The sequence below is a fragment of the Modicisalibacter luteus DSM 23508 genome (assembly GCF_000378505.1).
Lineage (GTDB): Bacteria > Pseudomonadota > Gammaproteobacteria > Pseudomonadales > Halomonadaceae > Modicisalibacter > Modicisalibacter luteus.
The window spans coordinates 15681-40121 of sequence record NZ_KB899994.1 but is presented as its reverse complement, the minus strand read 5'-3'; the positions used below and the strand labels follow the sequence as shown (position 1 = coordinate 40121).

Below are 24441 nucleotides of genomic sequence, written 5' to 3'. Positions count from 1 at the left end.
TTGGCTAGCATGTTGCGGCATGCCAACGTGGGCGGGGGCGGGCACTGCCGCCCCCGCCCACGTCACGGTTTACAGCAGGCTGTCCCCCTGTTCTTCTTGAATGACCCCCTCGACACCAACGTCATCACTCATGGGCAGCATGTCGTCGTCAGCGCTGTCGGCCGTACCGTCATCCTCGGCAATCAGTCCCTCGAACGTCATAAGCGATGCCATCTGCTGCGTAGACGTTTCCTGTGGCTCGATAAGCAGCGACTGCAGATCCATCGACCCACCGTTGAAGGTCAGGCGTAGCACCTGCTCTCCGGCCTGCAGATCGAGCTCCACGGCACCAGTCGAGACGTAGTTGTCCCAACTGCCGGAGTTCGGTACGGCCAGCGGAGCAGATTGCGCATAGAACGTGCCATCCTGCTCCGCCGACGCGGTAATCGAGCGTCCGTTATGCGGCGTGGTCGTCACGAACGACAGGTTGTATGTGCCCGCCTGTTCGACATTGATGGTGTACTCCACCCACTCTCCATCCGCGATCCAGCCAATTGCCTCCCCCTCGTCGGCAATATCCACGCTACCGTCGCGGAAGGTCACGCCACTCTGGACACTGTCGCTGTCCGAATAGGCCTCTCCCGCCTCGCCGCTGTCGAATGACACAGCATCCAGCGCTAGCCCATCGGCGTCGACCAACCAGGGCGTGCCGGTGTCGTTGAACGGCGTCTGGCTGTCCTCGCGCGTCAGTGTCAGAGACTGAACATCCATGGAGCCGCCACTGAAGGTCAGACGTACCACCTGCTCTCCGGCCTGCAGATCGAGTTCAACGGCCTCGGTGGGCGTAAAGTTGGTCCACGAGCCGGTGTTTGGCACCGCCACCGGCGATGAGGTGGTGTAAAACGCTCCGTCCTGTTCCACCGACACCGTCACGGTGCGGCCGTTGTTGGGCGTCGACGTCAGCAACGACAAGCTATAGGTTCCCGCTTGCTCGACACTGATGGTGTACTCCACCCACTCGCCATCATCGACCCAGCCAATAGCCGTGCCGTTGCCGGTGATATCTACTCCTCCTTCGCGGTAGTCGTCCCCCAGCTGTGCTGCCTCGTTATCGCTGTAGGAGATACCTTCGCCGCCGACGTCGAAAGCCGTCGCCTCGAGGGTGATGCCATCATCGACCACCCATGGCGTACCGGCTGCATTGAATGGCGTCTGGGCGTCGTTATTGGGTGCCCCGGCGACGGTCAGCGTGAAGCTGCTCTCGGCACTGGCCTCACCATCGGAGGCGGTTACCAGAATGTCGAAGCTGCCTGCAGCGGTAGGTACGCCTGTGATGACGCCTACCGCCGACATCGATAACCCGGACGGGAGCCCACTAGCGGTATAGGTCAGTGCATCTCCATCGACATCGGCAAAGGCATCCTCGGGAATGGTGAATGAGAAGGCCTGGTCCTCGGTCGCCGTCTGATCATCCAGGCCGGCATCGACGACCGGCGCAGTATTGATGGCGACCGGCACGAGATCGAACGAGGCTAGATCCTGCGAACCGCCGTTGAAGGTTAGCCGTACGACCTGAACGCCGGCCTCGAGCTCGACCTGCACGCTGTCTGTCTGCTGGAAGGCACTCCAGCCCCCGGTGTAGTTGACCGATACCGGGGAGGCCGTGGCATACGTACCGTCGTTCTGCGCGAACGATGCGGTAATCGACCGCGCACTGCCTCCTTGCGAGCCTAGCGCCGAGAGGAACGACAGCTCATAGGTCCCGGCTTGGCTAACGTTAATGGTGTATTCCACCCATTCGCCATTCTCGACCCAGCCAATGGCCGTGCCGTTGCCGACGATGTCGACGCCTTCACCGCGATAGCCGCTGCCCAGTTGAGCCTCGCTACTGTCGTTGTAGGCCACCCCCTGACCGCCCTGGTCATAATCGGCCGCCTGGAGCGTTAGTCCGTCGCTGTCGATCACCCACGGGGTTTCGCTGGCGTTGTAGGCGCTCTGCGCTTCCGGCTCCTCCGGCATGTCGCCATCGAGGAAGTTGGGTACGCCGTCACCGTCGGCGTCGTCGTAGATGTCGACGCGTCCGTTTTCATCGGCGTCCTCGGCGCCACTCGGGTCGTAGGTCTGAACGTTCTCGACCAGGAAGATGTTGTCGTTGTAGTCGTAGTTCACCCCCGCGTAATCCTGGATCACGATGTAAGTGTTGGGGATCGCGTTGCCGTCGGCATCCTTGGCGACGTAGACGCGGATCAGGTGCCCGTCGTTCTCGTCCCAGTTGAGGTTGGTGCCCGGCGTACCGATCTCGTCGATGGTGTCCTCGTAAAGGTTGGCATCGGGATCGGACCAGGAGATGTACCCCTGGCGTCCGCTGATTTCCGCAAAGAAACCGAACGGTGTATCGCGATCGAGCGCGGTGGTTGTCAACGCATCTCCACCGTTAAGGGTACGCGGCAGCAGCGTCTGCCCATCCTGCTCGTCATGAGCCAGGATCTCGTCGATATCGCGGCTGTCGACGTCATGAATGAACAGCCGGGCGATATCCCCCTGGGTGTGGTACGCCGCCAGTTGGGTGATCTTGACCGGAGACGCGCCATCGGCACGCTGGAAGTATGGCGACAGGATCTCGTCGCCGTTGGCCTCCACCAGGCCGCCCTGGTTCATCTCTCCCTGGGCCACGTTGGTCGAGAACCCGAAAGCGTTGACGATTTCCTGAACCGTCGGCTCCTGGCCATTTTCCGATTGCCCTTGGGCGATGCCGGCCAATTGGATGACCTTTTGCCCCTCGTCGGCATCGTTGGAATGGATGATCAGTGAGGACTCGTAGAGAGTGCCATCATTGGAATCCTGCCCGATGAAGCGCACTGTCACGTTAAGCGAGCCGCCCGGCGCGACCACCAGGTCGTTACTATCACCGACGATCTCGAACAGCGAGGGGTCGGCGATCTCAAGCTGGCTGATATTCAGGTTGGAGAAACCGTCATTGGTGATGGTGAACGTGACCTCGTCGTGTACCTCCTGGCTGCTATTGGCAGGGTTCTCGATGCGACTCATCACCAGGCGATCGTCCGCCGGCACACCGTCCAGGTTCGTCACCGAAATCTCGCCGCCGGAGGCCGGTGCAATACCCTCGATGACGAACATGTTGTCGTTGTAGTCGTAGTTGATGCCGGTGTAATCCATGATCCCCAGATAGGTATTGGGAATCACGTTGCCGTTGGCATCCAGCGCCTGGAACATACGCACTGTGTAGCCACGCTCGATGCCGTCGGCATCGTCGGGCACGTCACCGCCGCCGGAGGGGTTGAGCGACGGATCGGTGGACAGACCGGCCACCTCGATGCCGAACATGTCGTTGCCGATCCAGCTGTTCGGAATCTGGTCACGGGTAAAGGTCGCCGTGGCGAACTGTCCGCTGCTGGTGATCGGCAGGAGCGACTGGTTGTTGTTACCGGCATGGTTGGACAACGTGATGTCCTGGCCCTTGTTCTCAGGGTTATGGATACCCAGTGTGGCCCCACCATTACCGTGGAATGCGGCCAGCTGAGTAATCTTGGCCGCCTCATAGCCCTCTGCGATGGTCCAGTAGCGCGACAACACTTCATCGTCGTTGACCGGGCGATAGAGATCGTAATCGTTGAGTACCGAGTTCTCGCCTCCGCCCACCGTGGTCAGGCCATCGATGCGGTTGCCAAAGCCGAAGACCTCCCACACCTCGTTGACATTGGGCTCCCAGCCTCCTTCGTCACGCGCCTGCCAGAAACCGGCCAGATGGACCTCGGCAACCGGTGTATCGGCATCGTTGGTTACCAGGCGCAGTACGCCCTCGAACACGCCGTCGCCGGCATCCGTTGTCGGCGCTGTGTAGGCGTCACGGTCAAACAACACCGCGACTTCAATGGATTCTCCCGCCGCCAGGGTCAGCCCATCGAAGATATCCGGGTCGGCGAGCTCGAACGGACCGTCGATGTCGACATCGATCACCGACAACTCGTTGCTGCCGGTGTTGCTGATGACGACCGTGCCACTCTCTTTATAGTCGCGGTCGGGATTTGAGGCGCTGTTGTTCTCCAGGTAGTTGAAATGCAAACGGTCGGAGAAATATGCCGCATCGCCGCTTTGGATCGCGATGTCCGCCTCTGGGTCGCCCGGGGCCGGGGAGATATCGAGGTAATCGATATCGTCCGCGCCGTCCGCCTCAGACACGACTCGCAGGTGATAGGACACCCCCGCCATGAGTTCGACGTAGGACGACTCTTCACCGGCATCGCCAATGCCCGGGAACGTCATTTCATCGATGGGCTGCCCATTAAGCAGCAAGGTCAACTGTCCACCATTGCTGGCATCGGTATTGGCCGCCAAGTCGAGCTTATAGGCGCCCTCGGCTGCCACGGTGAAGTAGAAATCAGCCGTGCGGTCGTTGACAGCCCTTGCTGATACGCCGCTCTCAAGTTCGATCCGTCCACTGCCATCGATATCGGCATACGTCGGCTCGAAGCTGTCGCTCGGCGCGTCCGCAATACGCAACAGGTCGATGTTTGGCCCGTTGGCATCCGGCGCCGTCACCGTGATGGTGTTGCTTCCGGCCTGCAGGGTCACCGTGGTGGTCTGGAAGAACCAATCGTTTTCTGCCTCATTGCTCTGGCCGGGGAAGTTGACCACCTCGACAGCACTGCCATTGATGCTCAGGTCCAGCGGCCGGTCCGCCTTACTCGACGCCAGGGCATAGCGGAAGGCGATCTCGTAGGTTCCAGACTCGGCCACGTCGATGGTCCAGGTAATGGACTGGTCGCCGCTACCAGCGAAGTCGACGAAGCCGTCTCCCGAGGCATTGCGATCGTCTTCACTCGGTGTCACCACCACTGCGCCGTCGAGGTCGGCACTCTCCGCCTCGTATTCGGCGTAGCCCGGAGTGGTGTCTTCCGGTTTCTGGAGGATTTCCAGTTGGTCGATGTTAGGCCCGGTGCTGGCAGTCGCCTGGAAGCGGACCGTGTTCAGACCGGAAACCAGATCGGCCGGGATATCCAACGTCAGCCACTCGCTCCACGCATCGTCGCCGGTTACGCCGGTCGGCGGTGCAAAGGCAAAGATGCCCACACTGACGTTGTTAATGAACACTTCCAGTGGTCGATCCGCCGTTCCCCCGTTGGCATAGCGTACCCGCAAGACCGAGTCGCCGGCCTGGGCCCCACTGAGCTCGAAGTTGAACGTCAGGAAGTCGGCATTGGTGGCACCGAAGTCCGCATAACCGCCCAGAACGCCGTCGGTGTTGTCAGTGTTACCGTCGTTGCCGTAGGCGCCCGGACGCAGCCCATTAGGTAAACCACCAGTAGACTCGGGGTTATCGGCATCGCGAATCTGGATTTCCGCCCCGCCGCCTTCGGCGATCACCGCCGAGGTGCCGTCACTGGGCGTGTCGTCCTCAGCTTGAATGACCAGCAGCGACACCAGATCATCAGAGGGCTCGCCTGGATCACCGGGATCGCCCGGATCGGTAATCACACCACCCGGCGCCGGATCGAGGCGCACGAGCTGGCTCTGCCCGTTGTTGCGGTTCAACGTGAGAAGGTAGAGCTGCCCAGTGATCGGGTTTTCGATGATGTCCAGCGGATCGATGTACGTTATGACGTTACCGCTGACGTCACGCAGCACATCATCACCGACGATGTTGCCGTTGGCGTCCAGGGTAATGCTGCGAATGTCGTCGCCACCGGAGTATTCGGTGAACAGCACGTTGCCCTGGAGATTGCCACCGAACACATCACTGGTGTACTCGGTCGCCCCGTTGGGAGAACGGTTCTCGCCCAGCGAGTAGGCCCCCTCGAGATCGTAAGTCGTTTCGGGATCGGTGCCGGCCGGGTAATCGCCGACCTGGTTCGGATCACTGCCCGACGTCGGGTTGCCCCCATTGAGGATGTACTCATCACGCAGCGGATTGGGATGACCGTAGTAGCCGCCCTCTTCGACCTTGAACAGATAGTCGTCCTGCTTACCGACGTTGGTGTACAGCTCGTTCTCCGGTGTATCCGGATTGTCGGGAACACTCCCGCCCGCTGCCGACCCGTTGGTGGGTACATAGAGCTGACCGTTGGAGTGCCAGACCAGGTCGTAGGCATTGCGCACCCCAGTGGCGAAGATCTTGACCACGGCATCTTCGGCGAACGGATCGTAGAACGTCTCGATGACGTTACCGTTCTGGTCTTCCACGGTGGCCGTACCATTCTCCGCAAACACCAGAAACTTGCCGTCGCCCATGGCGATAGGATCGGCCTTGAAGTCGGTGCCATCATCGTCGGTGTAACGGCGGTTGAAACCGTCATCGGGTAACGGTTCTGTGGCGACGTTGAAACCGCCTGCCGGCGCGTCCCGTGTGGGGTCTATCTCCAGCACGGTGGCGTTCAGCAGACGCTCGGGGCGGTTGCCCCAGGCACTGTCCGGCTCGCCCATCGCCGAGTTGGAGCCCTGCACGAGATAGAGCATATGGCTGGGCACGTCCGGATTGGTCACGGCGTCGTAGTCCGGGTTGGCCCGGAACTCGAGACTGTTGGTCACGTGGTCGCCATTGGAGCGTGGCAGGCCGGTGACATAGGTCTCGGCCGTGGCCGTGAAGGCGTCACCCTCGTCGATGGTAATCTTGCTGATGCGCCCACTGAAATCAGGCACGCCATTGTCACGCCCCGATAGCGGGATGGGATAATTGTCCGTTACCCACAGTACGTTGGGATCGTTGGGATCGAAGGTCAGGCCGATGATACCGCGTGGCCCAGCCTCGTCGCCCTGGAAATAGTCCAGCGTCAGTGTCTGCTCATTGGAGAGCGAGCCCGTCTGGGGGTCGACGTCATAGCGCTTGATCTGACCTCCCATGGTCGAGACATACATTTTCGTGCCGTCAGGCGACAACTCCAGCGAGGTGAAGCCGAAAGCATTGTCGTCAGCGCCGTTGAGTTCGATCACGTCGTTGAAAGCCACTTCACGCGCGACGACTTCAGGCGCTTCACCGGTGACGAACGTGGTGGTGAACTTCTGGAACTCGCGGGTCGGAGCACTGAGGTCATCGTTCTCGCCGCGGTCCTGGAAGCCTTCGATCACCAGGGTATAGCTGGTGAACTCCTTCAGGTCACCGGTAGGCGAGATGGTTAGCGAGTCGAAGCCGCCCGTGGTATTGGCATTGAACGTCACCTCTTGCCCAGTCACGGTCTCGAACAGGCGGATAGAGCCATTATCCAGACTTTCAAGCAAGGCACCGCCTCGGCCATCCACCACCGAGATGCCCAGGAACAGGTCCGAGGTCGGATCGACTCCGATGGGTGCACTACCGTCCGCAGGGTCGAGGTCGACTTCAACCTCGTTCTCGCCCACGCCGGCAATGGCACGCGGATCGGTGAAGAATGCGTAGTCCTCAGGTGCTTCGCGCGTATCGTCCGGCGTCAGGTCGGGTAGTGCCTGGATTTCGATGTACTGGATTTCGGTGTTTTCGTTGTCCAGGCCAATGGAGTCGAGGGTCAGCCGCCCATCGGTGACCTGAACGACCCGAGTGACCAGGTCGGAACGGAATCCCTCGGTGTCGTTGGCAGGATTGCTATCCGCCGGGAAGTCGCCCGGCCGGAACGGGGTGAACGGGTCGTTGAAAAGCTCCCCCTCGGCATTCAGTACGTTACGACTGTCGTAGGGCCCCGAGGTGTCACCGATGGAGACGGTTACCTCGTAGTAACCGTCTTCCAGCTCGATCTCCCAGCCGGCACGCTCGTAGCCGGCCGCCGGCTGGTCGAAGTGCGCATAGGTTCCCTGACGCGGATCGAGTCCTGCGATCTCGTCGGTGCGGTCATTGACGGCCACGCTGGTCTGGTCGTTTATCGCCATCGGCGTGGTGCCGTTTTCGGTGCCATCAGCGATAGACGCCTCGCTGACCCAGCCGCACTGATAGGTCTGGCCACCGACTTCCACGAACTGTTCGCCAAAGGCCAGCCCGGTGTCGGCCACGTAACCGTCCGGGGTCGCGAAGCCTTCCGGTTGGAAGTTGATCTTGACCATGAAACGCTCGCCCGGCTCGACGAACGGTGGCTCTTCGGGCTGTTCCGTGCCGTCCCGGCTGATCGTTAGCTTGTCGATGTTGGGGCCGGCATTACCCACGTTTTCCAGGCGGACAGTGTTAGCGCCGGCCTCGAGCTGGACGTCAAAGGTCACCTCGGTCCAGTTTTGCCAGCCGGCATCGCCGGCGCCCGTGTTCGGGAAGGTCAATTGTCCCTGCGAGACACCGCCGACCTGAAGATCCATGGGCCGGTCGGCGCCGTTGCCATCGCCATTGGCGTAGCGGACGGTCAACGTATAGATGCCCGACTCCTCGACCGTAACATCGAAGAACGCGGCATCACCGGCTTCGCCCCCCATGTCGAGGTAACCGGTACCGCTGAAGCCGTCCCATAGACCATCCGCGCCAGCGCCCTGGTTGGTTTCAGGGTTGTCGGCGTCGCGAACCACGGTGTCCGGGGTCGGCTCGGTGTCGTCGATGGTCAGCGCCTCACCCTCGATCTCGAACAAGAAAGGCTCTACGACCGGCGGCTCTTCGACGTCCTCGTTAACGTAATCGAAAACGATCTGGTCGATATTGGGACCATTATCAACACCACCCTCGGCCACCGAGGGAATGGCGAACGAGACCGTGTTAGCGCCAGCCTGCAGGTCGACCTCGACGGTCAGTTCGTTCCAAATATTCCAGGGATCGGTAACGCCATCGTCAGGTGCCGCCGGGAAAACAACCGCAGTAGCAGCCCCACCATTGACGCTGAGATTAAGCGGACGGGCCTCCGATCCGCCGTTGGCAAACCGGATCGTAGCAGTGTATGTACCAGCCACCTCGACATCGACGTTGAAAGACACTTCATCGCCGGGGTTGGTGCCAAAGTCGACGTAGGCATCGCCTTCGGCACCCTCACGATAGTTGCCGAAAGCATCGGGATTATTGGCATCTACGACGCGCGTGTAGTCGCCGCTGGTAGGCACCCCGGTGTCGTTGATGTCGACCAGGGTGGCATCCTCAGCCTGGATCACGATCGGATCGATATCTGCCGGCGCCTCTCCAATGATCATTTCACTGGTAGCACTGGCCTCGTTGCCGACAGCATCGGTCACAATGACGGTGGCGACGATGGCTCCGCTGAAGCCGCTCATGTCGACCGTAAACGACCCATCGGCTGCCGGTGTCACCTGGGAGCGCGTAGCGCCGCCATCGAAGCTGATCTCTACCGTCTCGATATCGGAGTCCAGGCCGGTAACCATGAAGCCGGCCGAAGCCGCTTGTGCCGGATCGAGGGTCGCATCGTCACTGGTCAGCGTCAGGTTGCCGTCGATGTCGGCGGACATGTCGGTTCCGATGGGACCACTGCCTGCCGCCGTGATTTCGATGCGGTCAATATTCGGGCCGGTGGTCGCTCCGTCAGGGATCGCCAAGGAAAGGCTATTGCTCCCCGCCTCGAGGGTCACAGTCACAGTTTCGAACAGCCAATGATTGAAACCTTCTTCCTCGCCTGAACCGTCAGGATCGGTGCTGGCAAACGGTAACGCGGCGATATGCGCACCGTTGATGTTCAGATCCAGCGGACGTCCAGTATTGCTCGCATAGCGGATATTCAGGTCGTAGGTACCGGCCTCGGCGACTGTGAAATCGAACGTCACCGCATCTCCTGCCGTATCGCCGAAATCGACATACCCGGTACCGGAGAAGTCCGGACGCAAGCCGTTGGGTAACGCGTTGTTGTCTTCCGGATTGTCGGAGTCACGTACTGTCGTCACGGTGTTATTCTCACCACCGTCGAGCACGGTCAGCATGCCATCCTCGGCCTGTAATACGATTGGCGTGAACACTGCCTCGTTCGTATCCAGAACAGTGACCTGCAATGTCTGTACACCGGAAAGTTCACCATCGTTGGCCATCACATCTACCTCGTAGACATTGTCGCCATCGGCATCGGCCGCAGCTTCGAAATCGGGTGCGGTCACGAAGGCCAATTGGCCGGAGACCGGATCGATAGTGAACAAGGAGGCATCGGCCCCGCCGGTAATGGCGAAAGCGGGAGCCACCAGACCGGTCGTGCCACCGTCTTCATCGGCAAGGGGGACGGCTCCCACCACGCTTGCCCCCTCCATGACGGAGAAGGCTGTCTGCTCGATGGCCAGTACTTCGTTGGCATCAGCGACGCTGACCACGACATCTTGAGAGGTAACGTTCTCGCCATCGTTCACCGAGACAGTGATCTCATAAATGCCGTCGGCGTTGCTGTCGGTGGGATTTTCCGCGTCGGGGCCAACCACGAACGCCAGCGCACCGCTGGCCTGATCGAAGGTGAACAGTGCGGCATCGGCCCCCTCGAGAGTCACGGTCAGTGGATCGTTCTCGGCGTCGGCAAGAGTGACTGTAGAGACCTCATTGACGTTCTCGTCGATCATGAGGGCTGGTTCCAGTCCGCCGATGGTTGGCGCCTCGTTGATCGGCTCCTCGCTATGCGTGAAGAGTAGCCGGTCGATGCGCATCAGCTCACCGGACTCCCCCTGGGCGGTCAGGGTGGCCAGCGTATTCGCATCGATGTACACCACGGTCTCGAAGTCAATCTGCTTGAGGTTGCCAGCCTGGCCGGCATTGCCACGAGCCGAGGTGTTGAGGAATGTGCCGTACTCATCATTGAGGACGACTGTATCGCTCAGGGTATTCGTTGCGGTATTGCGCGCCTGCAGCAGCGTGTCGCCGATTTGCAGCGAGAGCGTGCCTTGTCCATCGGTTTCATCGAAGGCGACGACGCTCACGGTGTACCAGCCAGGCACGACACCATTGTCGGCCAGTTGCGTGGTGACTTGGGTAGACGCATTGTTGCCCAGTCGGATGATCTCGTCACCAGAGGCATCGGGGTTGCCGGTAGCATAGTAGTTGTCGGCATCGCCCAGCCCGGTGAAGTCTTCAGCCTCGACACTCACCACATCGCCAATGTCTGGTCCGTCGATGTCGAATTGCACTGCCAACGTGCTCGAGAGGCCTTCGGTATCCGTGGCGCGGATCACGACCTCGAAGGAGCCGGCCTCGTTGGGGGTACCGCTTATCACGCCTTCATCATCGACGCTCAGCCCGGCCGGTAGCCCCTCGACACTCAGGGTCAGCGCGTCACCGTCAGGATCGGTGAAGTATTGGGCGAAATTTGCCAACTCGATCCCGTCGAAGAAGCTACCCTGCTCGCCGAAATAGGGTTCAAGAGCAATATCATCGGCCACCGGCGCTTCATTGACGTTATTGATGGTAAGTTGAAAGGTTTCCTCGGTAGAAGCAGACTGTGAGTCCGTGGCTGTGATGATAACGGTATAATTGCCGGGTTCGAGGCCACTGAGACTGCCGCTCAGCACGCCGTCCTGAATGGCCAGCCCATCGAAACCATCGATAGTTGTGCCTTCCTGACTGATGGTGAACGTATAGGCCAGGCTGTCTCCGTCATCGTCGACGAATGGCAGGTCGACCTCGAGCAGTGCCCCCTCGTCGAGCTGCAGGTCGGCAATGCCACTGCCCACGACGCGCGGGGCATGGTTACCGACCTCGTCGTCGCTACCCTCGGTAAGTTGCACGTTGGAGAACGTCGCCGATCCAAGAATGGCCGTAGTGTCATCATCGCTGATGAATACCAGCGAGCCGATCGAGGCGCCGGCATGGGCGCCCAGGTCAATGACGAAATGCTGCGTCCCGTCACCGTTGTCGCTACCGCTGCCTCGCAGATCAATGATCGCGCCCTGTCCCTGGGTGCCGGCCAGTTGGTAAAGCGACTGGTCCCCGTCGAATGCGTTGTCGTTCAGGTCGAATCCGATGGCAACGATTTCCGGACTACTCTCGCCGACGGTCAGATCGAGTTCGATGCGGGTGTTCTCGGTAATCGCATACGCTTGTGGCAGCGCCACCCGCTTCCATAGGTTGTCGTTAAGCGAGAGCGCCGCACCCTCATCGATGATTTCGTAACCCAGCCCTACGGGATTGTCCTGGGTCGTCGTGTACGATGAGATGCCATCCTCGGTAAAGATCACCGCTTGCGGTCCGGTAGGCTCGGGAGCCGGCGCGGCAGTCTCCGCCACGTCACCTACAGCAATTGAAAAGCTACGCGTCACGCTGAGCTCGTTGGCATCGGTTGCCGTAACGCTTACCGTAACGGTCTGCTCTGCCTCGAAGTCCAGGCTGGTCCCTTCCTTCAAGCGCAACATGCCACTGCTATCTATCTCGAAGCGCTCGTCGTCGACGCTAAAGGTGTGCGTCGCATCGTTGCTATCAGCGATAATCAATTGCCCGACCGCAGCGCCTTCGGCATTCTCCAGTACACTGGCGTTATCGAGTACGATATCGCCGGGTGCCACCGGATCGGCATCGACCAATAGCATTTCTACCTTGTCGATATTGGGTCCGTTGGTACGTCCCCCCAGGCGGAGCAGATTATTGCCAGCTTCGAGATGGAAGGTCAGTGTTTCGGTGCTCCACCCTTCCCAGCCGGAGGGCACATCGGAAACGTTAACGTTGGAAGGCAGGTCGCCGAGATCGTCAGGTAGATAGCCGGGCGCGGCGGTCGCCGCAAAACCGAATGTCCCGATCGCCGTGGTCTCGCTGTCTGCAACTCTCACCAGATCCAAAGGGCGGTCGGTGGCACCGGCATAGGTGACGGTCATGGAATAGGTACCGGCGGCCGGCGCCTGATAATTGAACTCGGCATAGGCTTCAGCGTTACCAAACGCCCAGTCGAGATAGCTCGCCCCTTCGGCACCAACACGGAAGGTGTCACCGATCGCTACAATGTTCTCCGTGGTGATCGGCCGGTTGGTACTGCTACCGGTGCTGGTATAGTCCGGCTCCGCCGAAAGGAGCATGTCCTCACCCTGGATCACTACATGACCCGCAGCCGGCTGACGAACTTCCAGGTAGTCGATATTGGGACCGCTGGCACCGTTGGAGCTGAGCGTGATCGTGTTGCTACCAGCCTGCAGGTTTATCAGTATCGTTCTGTCGCCGAACATTGTGAAATCCGTGGGATCGGCAGAATCCGTGGTGCTCGGTAGATCGAACATGCGATCCACGAGCTGATCATTGATTTCCAACCGTAGCGGGCGGTTGCGATCGGTACCGTCGGCATTCTGGCTCAGCGCATAGCGTAGGTTAAGCTCGTAGGTCCCGGCCTCGGGCATATCGACCGTAAACGACACGCTTTCGCCGCTGGGCTCACCGTAATCGACATAAGCACCCGCGTCGGCATCGACGGCATTGGGGTCGGGATCGCCCACGGTGGCGATCGTAGTACCCGCCAGTACCGCATCTTCCGCTTGGTAGCGCAGCGGAGTCATCGGCGCATCAACAGCTGCGGGCCCATCCGCGACGATGAAGCCGATGTGCTCGCTTCCGATGGCCAGGACTTCTCCAGTCGAATCCAGCGGCTCGATCAACAGGGAAGCGTCGCCATGGACCCAGGTCGAGGGCGCATAAAAAGTGAAGGGGGCCTCACTATCCGTTTGTGCCAATGCGGTACCATTAACGTCGGTTAACGTTAACCGCACCCGGGAAACCAATGTCGGATCAATACCGCTATCAGCATCAGGTATTACGCGAAACGCAACGTTGTCATAGGCACTGGTATCCAGCCATGTTCCTTCTTTGATGCCACCCAGAAGGACCCCAGTCTGCGTATTCACTAAGGAGATTGAGAACATTATGTGACTCCTGGTCTCTTATACTTTTATTTACCACTGCCTAAACAGAACTTTTAAAAGGCGTCACCAAGCATTATTTGCCCAATTCTTACCCGGCTCGCCCACACCAAACACAACGTCAATAAAATTTGGCCGTAGTGAGAAACTAGCCCCAACGGATATGCAAACAAGGCTTAATGTTCTCAACCAGGCCCTTTGGCATTACTCAGCCTTATCCTTATATTCAGGAGCGCATGCGCCCTAAGCCTTGTTTATAAAAGGAAAAAGAGAGCCATATTCCATCAGCGCCAAGAGACCCGCTTTAACAAAAGCTTTACTCAACTTATCAAAAACACACTTTATTTATTTAAATTGATGACTTTGCCGATTCTAGAAGAATGAGAACAACCATGCTGCAAATGCTACAAACCAATTACCGTTTAATAATTTATTCTTATTTCACAGATGGCGTCAGTTATTCATTTCAAAACAAGCTATTGAAAACAAATAAATTCATTAGAAAATTAATACTCAAATCGTATTTATTTCACTGAGACAAGACGTTACCTCAAAAACTCACTTTCTATTACTCTTCTTTACGAAGCGTTGAAACAGGCGCCCCACGCCAACCACAAGACGACAACAACCGAGTGAGTAACTACATGGCCAGGCGTAGTGAAGAAACGGACCTGCAAATTGCGCTGAAGGCCTGCAAAGGCGCTTTTCTTTCAGCGGCGTTCTTCAGCATGTTTATCAACCTGCTGATGTTGGTTCCTCCCCTTTATATGCTGCAGGTTTATGACCGGGTCATCACGACACGCAGCCAAGAAACCTTGCTGATGCTGACCTTGGTCGTTCTATTTCTGTTTATTGTCATGGGCGGACTGGAACTCGTTCGCTCACGTATCCTAGTGCGGGTCGGCAACCGGCTGGATATGCAAATCAGTCATCGACTCTATGGCGCCATGTTCAAGAAGAGCGTGGCCATGCCGGGTAAAGCATCGGCCCAGCCGCTCAATGACTTGAGCAGTCTGCGCCAGTTCCTGACGGGCAATGGACTATTTGCTTTCTTCGATGCCCCCTGGATACCGGTCTATCTCGGCGTGCTTTTTCTTTTCCATCCTTGGTTCGGTTACTTTGCGCTGGCCGCTGGTGTGGTGCTGTTCTTATTGGCGTTGCTGAACGAGAAAAGCACCAAGGATCTGCTGGCCGAAGCCAACAGCGAGCATGTTAAGTCCCAGGATCTCGCCAACAGCAACCTGCGTAATGCCGAGGTATTGCATGCCATGGGGATGCTGCCCGGCATCATGGGTCGCTGGGCGGCCAAACACCACGAATACCTGATCCATCAGTCGCAGGCCAGCGACCGGGCTGGGGCATTGACCAACCTTTCGAAGACCCTGCGTCTGCTTTTTCAATCGATGATCCTTGGCCTAGGCGCCTACCTGGTGCTGGAAGGCAACCTGACGCCGGGCATGATGATTGCCGGATCGATCATCATGGGACGCGCCCTGGCACCGATCGACCAGATGATCGGCGGATGGAAGAGTTTCGTGGGCGCGCGTACGGCCCATGGCCGACTCAACGAATTGCTGACACTCATCCCGGCGGACCCTCAACGTATGCCATTGCCAGCGCCGTCAGGCCGTCTGGCCCTCGAGTCGGTATCTGCCGCCCCGCCGGGAGAACGTTTCATGACACTGCGAAGCATCGACATGACCGTCGGCAAGGGGGAGCACATTGGCATTGTCGGGCCCAGCGCAGCCGGCAAGTCCTCACTCGCACGAGTCATCCTGGGTATCTGGCCTGCCCAAGTGGGCCATGTCCGGCTCGATGGTGCCGATATCACACAATGGGGCCGGGAAGCGCTGGGCCCTTATCTCGGTTATCTGCCCCAGGACATCGAACTCTTCGACGGTACTATCAGCGAGAACATTGCCCGCTTCGGTGACGTCGACCCCGAAAAGGTGGTCAAGGCTGCACGCAAGGCAGGCGTACACGACATGGTCCTGCGCCAGCCCAACGGCTACGACACCTATCTCAGCGGCGGTGGCGGCGCCCTCTCCTGTGGCCAGCGGCAACGCATAGGCCTGGCCCGCGCCCTGTATGGCGATCCCGTATTGATCGTACTCGACGAGCCGAACGCCAACCTGGACGATGCCGGTGAGCACGCCCTGGCGGAATGCATGCAGCGACTCAAGGAAGATGGCACGACCGTCTTCGTCATCAGCCATCGCCCCGCCATTCTCAAGCGCGTCGACCGAATACTGGTACTCAAGGAAGGCCAGGTCAGCCTGTTCGCCCCACCCGGAGACGTTGCCGCCCAGACGGGCCACCCCGTGCGTGGCATTGCCACGACGGCCACCGGCCAACGACTGGCATCGATTCGTCCCAGCGCACGCGGCAAGACCGCCACTGCCCCTGCTTCAGAGGAGCCCAAGCCATGAGCGCCAGCGACTTCCTTCCGGGCGAAGCGACGGTCAAGCATGATGCCGCCGATACCGCCAGCCGCCTGCCTACGAACGAACGCCCCTACCGCCGCCTGGGCATGGCGATTCTGATCGCAGCCTTTGGCGGTTTCGGTGGCTGGGCGCTGACCGCCAATCTAGCCGTTGCCGTTGTCGCCCCCGGCACCGTTTCCGTCGAGAGCTACAAAAAGACGGTACAGCACCTGGAGGGCGGCATGGTCGAGCGTCTTCTCGTCGAAGACGGCGACCATGTGGAAGCAGGTGACGTGCTGCTGGTGCTCGACGATACCCAGGCGCGCGCCAAGCTTGAGATCGCCCGGACGGAATACTTCATCGCACGCGCCAGTGAACTCCGCCTGCTTGCCGAACAGGCCGGAGACGAGACACTAGCATTCCCGCCTGATCTGCTCGTTGCCGACTCGCCTCGCGTCCAGGCCGTGCTGAACGTCCAGCATCGCTTGTTCCAGGCCAGGCGCGAGTCGTTGGAAGGCACTCTGGCTGCGCTTGATGAACAGGTAGTGCAGATGCAGGAGCAGATTGTCGGTCTGGAATCGACGCGTCAGGTCAATCGGTCACGCATCCAGTCACTGTCCGGCGAAGCCAGCGACTACCGCTCCCTGTTCAAGGAAGGCCTAGGCAACAACCAGCGGATGCGCGAGCTCGAACGCCAGATCATGCAGTATCAGGGCGAAAACGCCCAACACAGCGCCGAGATTGCCCGTCTCAAGTCGCAGATCAGCGAGAATAGCCTGCAAAAGGAAATCCGCCGGCAGGAGTTTCAGCAGGAAGTCGGCGAACAGCTTCGCGACGTGCAGGCCCGCGTGGCCGATGCAGAGGAGCGAATCACGGCACTGAGCGACCAGGTACGGCGTACCCAGGTTCTAGCGCCGGTCTCGGGCACGGTGGTCGGTATGCAAATCCACACGTTGGGGGCAGTCATTCGCTCCGGTGATCCATTGATGGATATTGTCCCGGCAAGCGAGGACTTCATGGTTCAAGCCCGGGTACCCGACCGGGACATTGACAATATCTATGTTGGCCAGCCCGCCGAGATCCGCTTCAGCGCCTTCAATCAGCGCCTGTCCAATGTCATCCAGGGCGAGGTCGTCCACGTCTCTGCCGATAGCTTCGAGGATGAGGCCACCCAGGCGCATTACTACAAGGCCAACATACGCGTGACCGAGCATGGTCGGGCAGACATGACGGAAACCATGCAGCTACTCGCCGGCATGCCGGCTGAAGTCATGATCCGTACTGGCGAGCGGACCTTTGCCAGCTACGTTGCCAAACCCTTCAGCGATATGCTGGCCCGGTCGATGCGGGAGGAATGATGAGGCAAACGCTCCGTAACCTCGCCCTCCTGGTTGGCCTGCTATCGGTCAGTGGCGGAACATTTGCGCAATTGCCAGGCTCCGATCCCCTGGGCCTGGGCATCGCCCCCGCCAACGATTCCCTCGAGGATATCGACACCCAGGCCGGCCTGCCGTCGTTGACGCGCCTGTTCGTGCTGGCCCTGGAAAACGACAGCGAGCTGATGCGCCAGCGCTATGAGAGCCAGGCAACGGGGCAGGAAGTGCCCATGGCTCGTGCCGCTCTGCGTCCCTACGTCGAGGCGGGTGCCTCCGCCATCTACCAGCGTGCCGACAACATCTATACACAGAATCCCGGCGACTACCCATCCGAGGTCTATGAAGACCGGGTCTCAGGCACGACCCACGATACGCTGTGGCGCATCGACATCACGCAGCCTCTGTTCAGTCTCGAGCGCTGGCGTAGCGTCGACAAGGCATTGGCCCAGGCAGATGCAGCGGACCTGCGCGTGGCCGTGGCGGAAAGAAACCTCGCTCTCTCGCTGGTCGATGCCTATCTCAACGCCTACCTCGCCTCGCGAAAGCTGGGGCTGCTCGATGCCAAGCGTGAGGCCCTGAATCTGCAACGCCATCAGGCACAGCGCGCCTACGATTTGGGTATCGGTGATCGTATCAATCTGCTAGAAGCGCAATCCCGACTCGATCAGGCAGTCGCCGATCAGGTCAAGGCCGAGAATGAGCTGGCGAACGCACTCAGCGACCTGGAACGGCTGACCGGACGCCTCCCCGACTTCCGTGGCCCGGCGCTGGGCAATATCGAACGTGTATCGCTCGAACATGAATGGGAAAACACCCAGCAATGGCTTTCTCGGGTTGATGATAATGTCGAGGTACGCCTTGCCAAACAGGTGTATGAGGTTGCCCAACTGGACACGGACGTGCGCCGCGCGGGGCACTATCCCGAACTCAACCTGTCGCTAGGCTATCGCGACCTGAACAGTAGCGACGAACTACGCACCAGCGAAGATGTGACCGCCAGCCTGGAGCTCGATGTGCCCATCTACCGTGGTGGGTATACCTCGGCCAGTATTCGACAGGGCGAGCTGACAGCACTGGCCAGCCGTGAGGCGTTGACCAACGAGCGACGCCTGGCCCACCAGGAAGTACGAAAGCGTCTGCGTAACCTGCAGGGAAACGCACGGCAGCTGGAGGCCCTGACACGCTCCATCGAGTCCAGCCAACTGTTTCTGGAAGCCGCCATCCGTGGCGAGAACCTCGGTCTGCGCGATCTCGTCGATGTGCTCGATGCCCGCGCCGAACTCTACGACCTGCGTATTCAGTTCGTTGAAGTGTTCTGCCAATACCTGGGCGACAGAACCTACCTGGAGGCAGCCACAGGTGACCTGGACACCCCCGATCTCATTACCATCATGTCCCGGCTTAACGAGGTCAGTCAGCCTGACAAGACACCGTCCGCAGCCTGAGCTGCAGCCCGATTCGCCCTTCCTCTCCGCATGGCCTACGCTAGCTGAGACTCTAGGGAAGGAGCGAAACAGGACATGACACCACCCCAAGCCACGCTGACGTTGATCGTCTGGAGCGACTACGTCTGCCCATTCTGTTATCTCGAAGCACCAGAACTGGACGCGCTTGTCAGCCACTTCGGCGAACGGATACACGTCGAGTGGCGTGCCTTCGAACTGCGTCCCGAGCCGGTGCCGACGCTCGACCCCGATGGCGATTACCTGCATGACATCTGGGGACGTGCAGTGTATCCCATGGCACGCCAACGCGGCATGACACTGCAGTTGCCTCGCATCCAGCCACGCAGTCGACTCGCCCACGAGGCGGCAAAATGGGCCATGGACCATGATGCCTTCGCACCGATGCATACCGAGCTGTTCCGGGGCTTCTTCGAGGACAGTCTGGACCTTGCCGATCCCCAGGCGCTGATCGAAACGGCCAACTATCTCGGGCTCGATGGAGACTCTCTCGGCCGCTACCTGGCCGAGGGGCGCTACCGCGAGGCAGTGCTCGCCGATCAGGAAGACGCGCATCGTTGGGGAATCAGCGGCGTACCGGCCATGCTGTTACTCCGCGACGGCGAAGCATTGGGCACCGTACAGGGCGCGCAACCCCGTGAACACCTCATACAGGCCATCGATCGCTTCGTGTAGCGCTCCTGGCTTCATGCCTTTTTCGCATAAAAGCATCGCCATTTATAATTTTTACGTCTTACCATGACGCACTAGCCTTGTCAGCTACATGACCGAGAGGAGACGACGCAATGTCGCAAGGTCCCCTGCTCGACATCAATAGTCCTCTCAGTGCCGACCAGGCGCAACGACTCAACGAGGCATTGGCGGGACTGAACACCGACCAGATGACATGGCTGAGCGGTTACCTCGCCGGGCTCACTGCCCAAGGGGAGACAGCTGCCCATTCACCACAGGCCGCGAGCGAGCCGACGGCCCCTGAGATCGTTGTGCTTTACGGCAGCCAGACAGGCAATGCGGAAGGCGTCGCCGAGCAGGCCAAGGAGAGCGCCAAGGCCCGTGGATTTCCGGTTCGCTTGGTCGACATGGCGGATATCAACAAGAAGGAATTCAAGGAACCGCTCAACCTGATGGTCATCGTCAGCACCCAAGGTGACGGTGAACCGCCCGATACCGCCGAAGGGTTCCATGAATTCATGCACGGCCGTAAGGCGCCCAAGCTAGACGAGCGCACACGCTTTTCCGTGCTGGCTCTAGGCGACTCCAGCTACGAACATTACTGCCAAACGGGCAAGGAGTTCGATGCGCGGCTAGAAACGTTGGGCGCCAGCCGCCTCCATGATCGAGTCGATTGTGATGTCGATTATGAGGAGGATGCCGAACGCTGGATTGAAGCTGTCCTCGACCGCTACGCCGAGCTGAGCGGCGGAACCAGCCAGGCCAACCAGGCTCAGCCCGCCACGACTGTCGCTACCCCACAAGAGTCAGTCTATTCGAAGAAGAACCCATTCCACGCCGAAGTGCTCGAATCGGTCGTGCTAAACGGTCGCGGCTCCGATAAGGAAACCCATCACATTGAGCTATCCCTCGAGGGTTCCGGTCTGAGCTACGAGCCGGGCGATGCCATCGGCATCGTGCCGCAGAACGATCCGGCCTACGTCGATGAATTGATCGACAAGCTGCGCATGGATGCCAATTGCGACCTCGGCGACGGCCGCTGCCTGCGTGATGCCCTGCTCACCGAATATGAAGTCACTACCCTCACGCGCCCATTCCTGGAACACTGGGCCGAAGTTTCCGATGCTGCCGAATTACGCCGCTTGATGGATCAGGAATCTCGCGATGAGCTTCGTGACTGGATCGGAGGTCGCCACATCATTGATGTGATCGAGCACTTTCCCGTCGAGCAGATCGATGCCGAGACACTGACGAAAGCCCTGCGCAAGCTACCTCCCCGTCTCTACTCCATTGCCTCGAGCTATCAGGCCGATCCCGACGAGGTACACCTGACGGTAGGCATCGTGCGCTACGAGGCGCATGGGCGCTCGCGCGGCGGCGTCACAACGACTTACCTGGCCGACCGCGTCAGGCCCGGCGATAGCGTGCCCATCTATGTAGACCGCAACAAGAACTTCAAGCTACCGCAGGATGATGATACGCCAATCATCATGGTCGGTCCCGGTACCGGTATCGCTCCATTCCGCGCCTTTTTGCAGGAACGTGACGAACGCGACGCTCAAGGACGAAACTGGTTGTTCTTCGGTGATCGCCGTTTTCGTTCGGACTTCCTTTATCAATCCGAACTGCTCAACTACCGCAAGCGCGGCCTGCTGAACCGTCTTGATGTCGCTTTCTCACGCGATCAGGCGGGCAAGGTCTATGTCCAGGATCGCATGCGTGAGAACGCTGGCGCACTCTTCGCCTGGCTCCAGGAAGGAGCGCATTTCTACGTCTGTGGCGATGGTGAGCGCATGGCGGCCGATGTGCACCGTGCCTTGATTGATATCGTGCGCGAAGAAGGCGACCTGGACGAGGAAGGCGCCACGGAATATGTCCGCGAACTGCAGCAGGCCAAGCGTTACCAGCGCGATGTCTACTGAGCCGCCACGCATCCATTAAGAGGCTTTTCTCATGAGCGACATCATAGCCAAGCTTCGTGATATCTCGTTCGACGACCTGCATCCCAACGAACGTCTCAAGGTGGACAGCGACTACCTGCGTGGCACGCTGATGGAGAGCATGGCCGACCGAGCCACTGGAGCGGTTAGTGAGAATGATACACAGTTGACTAAGTTTCACGGCTTCTACCAACAGGATGACCGCGACCTGCGCAGCGAGCGGCGCCACCAGAAACTTGAACCGCTGTATTCATTCATGGTCCGTCTGCGTCTACCGGGCGGGCTGGTCACTCCTGCCCAGTGGATGACGCTGGATGATGTGGCCCGCCGCTACGCAAACAGTACGCTGCGCATCACCACACGTCAGACTTTCCAATACCACGGTGTGTTCAAGGAGAACCTGCGACCACACTTGAAGGCCGTCAACGAGGCAATGATCGACACCATCGCCGCCTGCGGTGATGTCAACCGCAATGTGATTTGCACGGCTAACCCACATCGCTCCAAGGCGCATCGTGAAGTCTACGAACTGGCCCACTCCATCAGTACCCACCTGCTTCCTCGCACTCGTGCCTACCATGAGATCTTTCTCGGCGAGGAGCGTGTGGCCGGGGGCCCCGAGGAACAGGAACCGCTCTACACGCGTCACTACCTGCCACGCAAGTTCAAGGTGGCCATCGCCATTCCCCCCGAAAACGATGTAGACCTCTTCGCCCATGATCTGGGCTTCATCGCCCATGTCGATAATGGCGCAATCCGGGGATACAACGTCTGTATCGGTGGCGGCATGGGCATGACCCATGGCGAGCCGGCGACCTTCCCGCGCCTGAGCGACGTGATCGGTTTCTGTACACCCGATCAAGTACTTGATGTCGCCGAGGCAGTACTCAAGGTACAGCGCGACAACGGCGATCGTCACGATCGCAAGCACGCGCGCCTGAAGTACACCGTCGAGGACCACGGGGTCGACTGGTTCCGTGCCGAAGTAGAGCATCATCTTGGCACCACCTTGGATGAAGCCCGGGACTTTCACTTCGCTAGTAATGGTGATCGGTACGGCTGGTACCAGGGCGAGGATGGCGCTTGGCATTATGGTCTGTTCGTGCAGAACGGTCGTCTGGCCGATTTCGAAGACGGGATGCACCTCCTGAGCGGGATGCGAGCGATCGCTCAGGTACATACCGGTGATATCATCCTGACGACCAACCAGAATCTGATCATTGCCAACGTGCCGGCAGACAAGCGCGACGAGATCGATGCACTGATACACCGCCACCGCATGACTCGGGATGTCACGCCGCTACGTCAAGCGTCGATGGCCTGCGTGGCCTTTCCGACCTGTGGCTTGGCCATGGCCGAGAGCGAACGCTACTTGCCGTCGTTGATCGACAAGCTGGAAGACGTCATGCATAAGGTCGGGCTGGAAGATAATGCCATTAATGTGCGCATGACAGGCTGCCCCAACGGCTGTGCCCGCCCCTACCTGGCCGAGATCGGCTTCGTTGGCAAGGCCTTGGGCCGTTACAATCTCTATCTTGGCGGCAACCCCAGCGGCGAGCGCCTGAACCGGCTGTACCGGGAGAATATCGACGAGCCCACGATCATGGACGAGCTCACATCGTTATTACAGCGATACGCCGAGGAGCGTGAATCCGGCGAACCATTCGGCGACTATGTCATCCGTGCCGGCATCATCGCCGAAACGACCGCAGGCCGCTATTTTCACGGCGCGCCCGCGTGAGACTATTATCGTCGGACATGCTGCACTCTTCCTAATACCTGGCATTTGAGGCAGCATGGCCAACATCATGGACCAGAACGAAGCTTGCATGTCCCTATCCGTCAGTGTCGTCGCACCCGCCTCCCATACCGATCCTCGCCTGGTCGATGACGCTGTGGCGGCATTGGAGACGCTGGGCATCCATGCACACGTTCCCGATACGCTCCAGGCCCCCCACCGGTATCTTGCCGGCAGCATCCAGCATCGGTTGGACATGCTATATGCCGCCTACGAGGATTCCCGTACCGAGGCGATCTGGGCCGTTCGCGGTGGCTATGGATGCGCTCAGCTGGTCGAGCATGTTGACTGGTCACGTCTGCCAGCCAAGCCGCTGGTTGGCTATTCGGATATTACTGTATTGCTGGATCAGTGCTATCGCCATGGCCTCCCGGCCATTCACGGCCCGGTAATCAAGGACGCGCTGCGTCTGAATCATGAAAGCTCGGAATCACGCACGCCAACCCGACGCCAGATGCTAGAGGTGGTCGATCTGGTTACGGGAATAAAGCCAACGGGACTTCCCCTTCATCGACATGCGAACAGTACGCCAGAAACCATCGCAGGCCCTGTCGTGGGCGGCAATTTGATGACTCTGGCGTGTATAGCCGGCACCTCATGTCAGTTCGTTGCACCGCCTCACGCCCTGGTGATCCTCGAGGATGTCGGCGAGCCTTACTACCGCCTGGAGCGTGCGCTCTGGCAACTGGTACATAGCGGTGCGCTCGATCAGGCTGGCGCACTGTGCATGGGGACATTCGAGGGCTGCACGTCATACGGCGAACAAAGTCTCGCCGAAATCGCCGCGGAACTCATTTCCCCCCTTGAGCTGCCGCTTTTCACGGAACTCCCGGTGGGCCACGGCCTGCTCAATCGTCCTTGGCGCTACGGTGCTCTTGGCCGTATCGAGGGCAATACGCTCGAATTTCCGACAGGGTAATTCACCCAAGCACATGTTCCCATTCGAGGCAGCTAATTCATGCCAAGGTGGGATGCGCCTCTTTTCCCACCCTGCACTACTCTTGGATAAGCATGGACCTACATCAGCGTGGGTCGATCAAACGAGGGAAGATCGAGCCTGAGGCGTCTTGTGGCGCCTGAGACAGG

Annotated in this window: 8 protein-coding genes; 7 read left to right on the top strand and 1 reads right to left on the bottom strand. The window is 59.5% G+C overall.

The features are described from left to right. Positions 1-69 precede the first annotated feature (69 nt). Positions 70-13686: a carbohydrate-binding protein gene (locus F568_RS0109970; protein ID WP_019018579.1), complete on the bottom strand. Its 13617-nt coding sequence runs from the start codon at positions 13684-13686 to the stop codon at positions 70-72. Between the two features lie 641 nt (positions 13687-14327). On the opposite strand from F568_RS0109970, the gene F568_RS0109965 reads away from it, so the two are divergent. The 7 genes from F568_RS0109965 (at position 14328) to F568_RS0109935 (ending at position 24274) form a co-directional block, all read left to right on the top strand. Beyond that, positions 14328-16112, top strand: coding sequence for a type I secretion system permease/ATPase (locus F568_RS0109965; protein ID WP_019018578.1), 1785 nt, complete (start codon positions 14328-14330; stop codon positions 16110-16112). Then, a complete protein-coding gene (locus F568_RS0109960) occupies positions 16109-17464 on the top strand; it encodes an HlyD family type I secretion periplasmic adaptor subunit (RefSeq protein ID WP_019018577.1) in 1356 nt (451 codons plus the stop codon). The genes F568_RS0109965 and F568_RS0109960 overlap by 4 nt, the downstream gene beginning before the upstream one ends. Beyond that, on the top strand, positions 17464-18927 hold the full coding sequence (locus tag F568_RS0109955; protein WP_019018576.1) for a TolC family protein: 1464 nt from the start codon (positions 17464-17466) through the stop codon (positions 18925-18927). The genes F568_RS0109960 and F568_RS0109955 overlap by 1 nt, the downstream gene beginning before the upstream one ends. Positions 18928-19002: 75 nt before the next feature. Further along, on the top strand, positions 19003-19620 hold the full coding sequence (locus F568_RS0109950) for a DsbA family oxidoreductase (protein ID WP_019018575.1): 618 nt from the start codon (positions 19003-19005) through the stop codon (positions 19618-19620). Positions 19621-19730: 110 nt separating this feature from the next. Next, positions 19731-21539: an assimilatory sulfite reductase (NADPH) flavoprotein subunit gene (locus tag F568_RS0109945; RefSeq protein ID WP_019018574.1), complete on the top strand. Its 1809-nt coding sequence runs from the start codon at positions 19731-19733 to the stop codon at positions 21537-21539. A gap of 31 nt (positions 21540-21570) precedes the next feature. Next, the gene (cysI, locus tag F568_RS0109940) at positions 21571-23298 is read left to right on the top strand and encodes an assimilatory sulfite reductase (NADPH) hemoprotein subunit (protein WP_019018573.1); all 1728 of its coding nucleotides are present in this window, start codon (positions 21571-21573) and stop codon (positions 23296-23298) included. 88 nt (positions 23299-23386) lie between these two features. Beyond that, positions 23387-24274 carry a S66 peptidase family protein gene (locus F568_RS0109935; RefSeq protein ID WP_156817416.1) on the top strand — a complete coding sequence of 296 codons (888 nt, stop codon included), beginning with the start codon at positions 23387-23389 and terminating at the stop codon, positions 24272-24274. Positions 24275-24441: the final 167 nt, after the last annotated feature.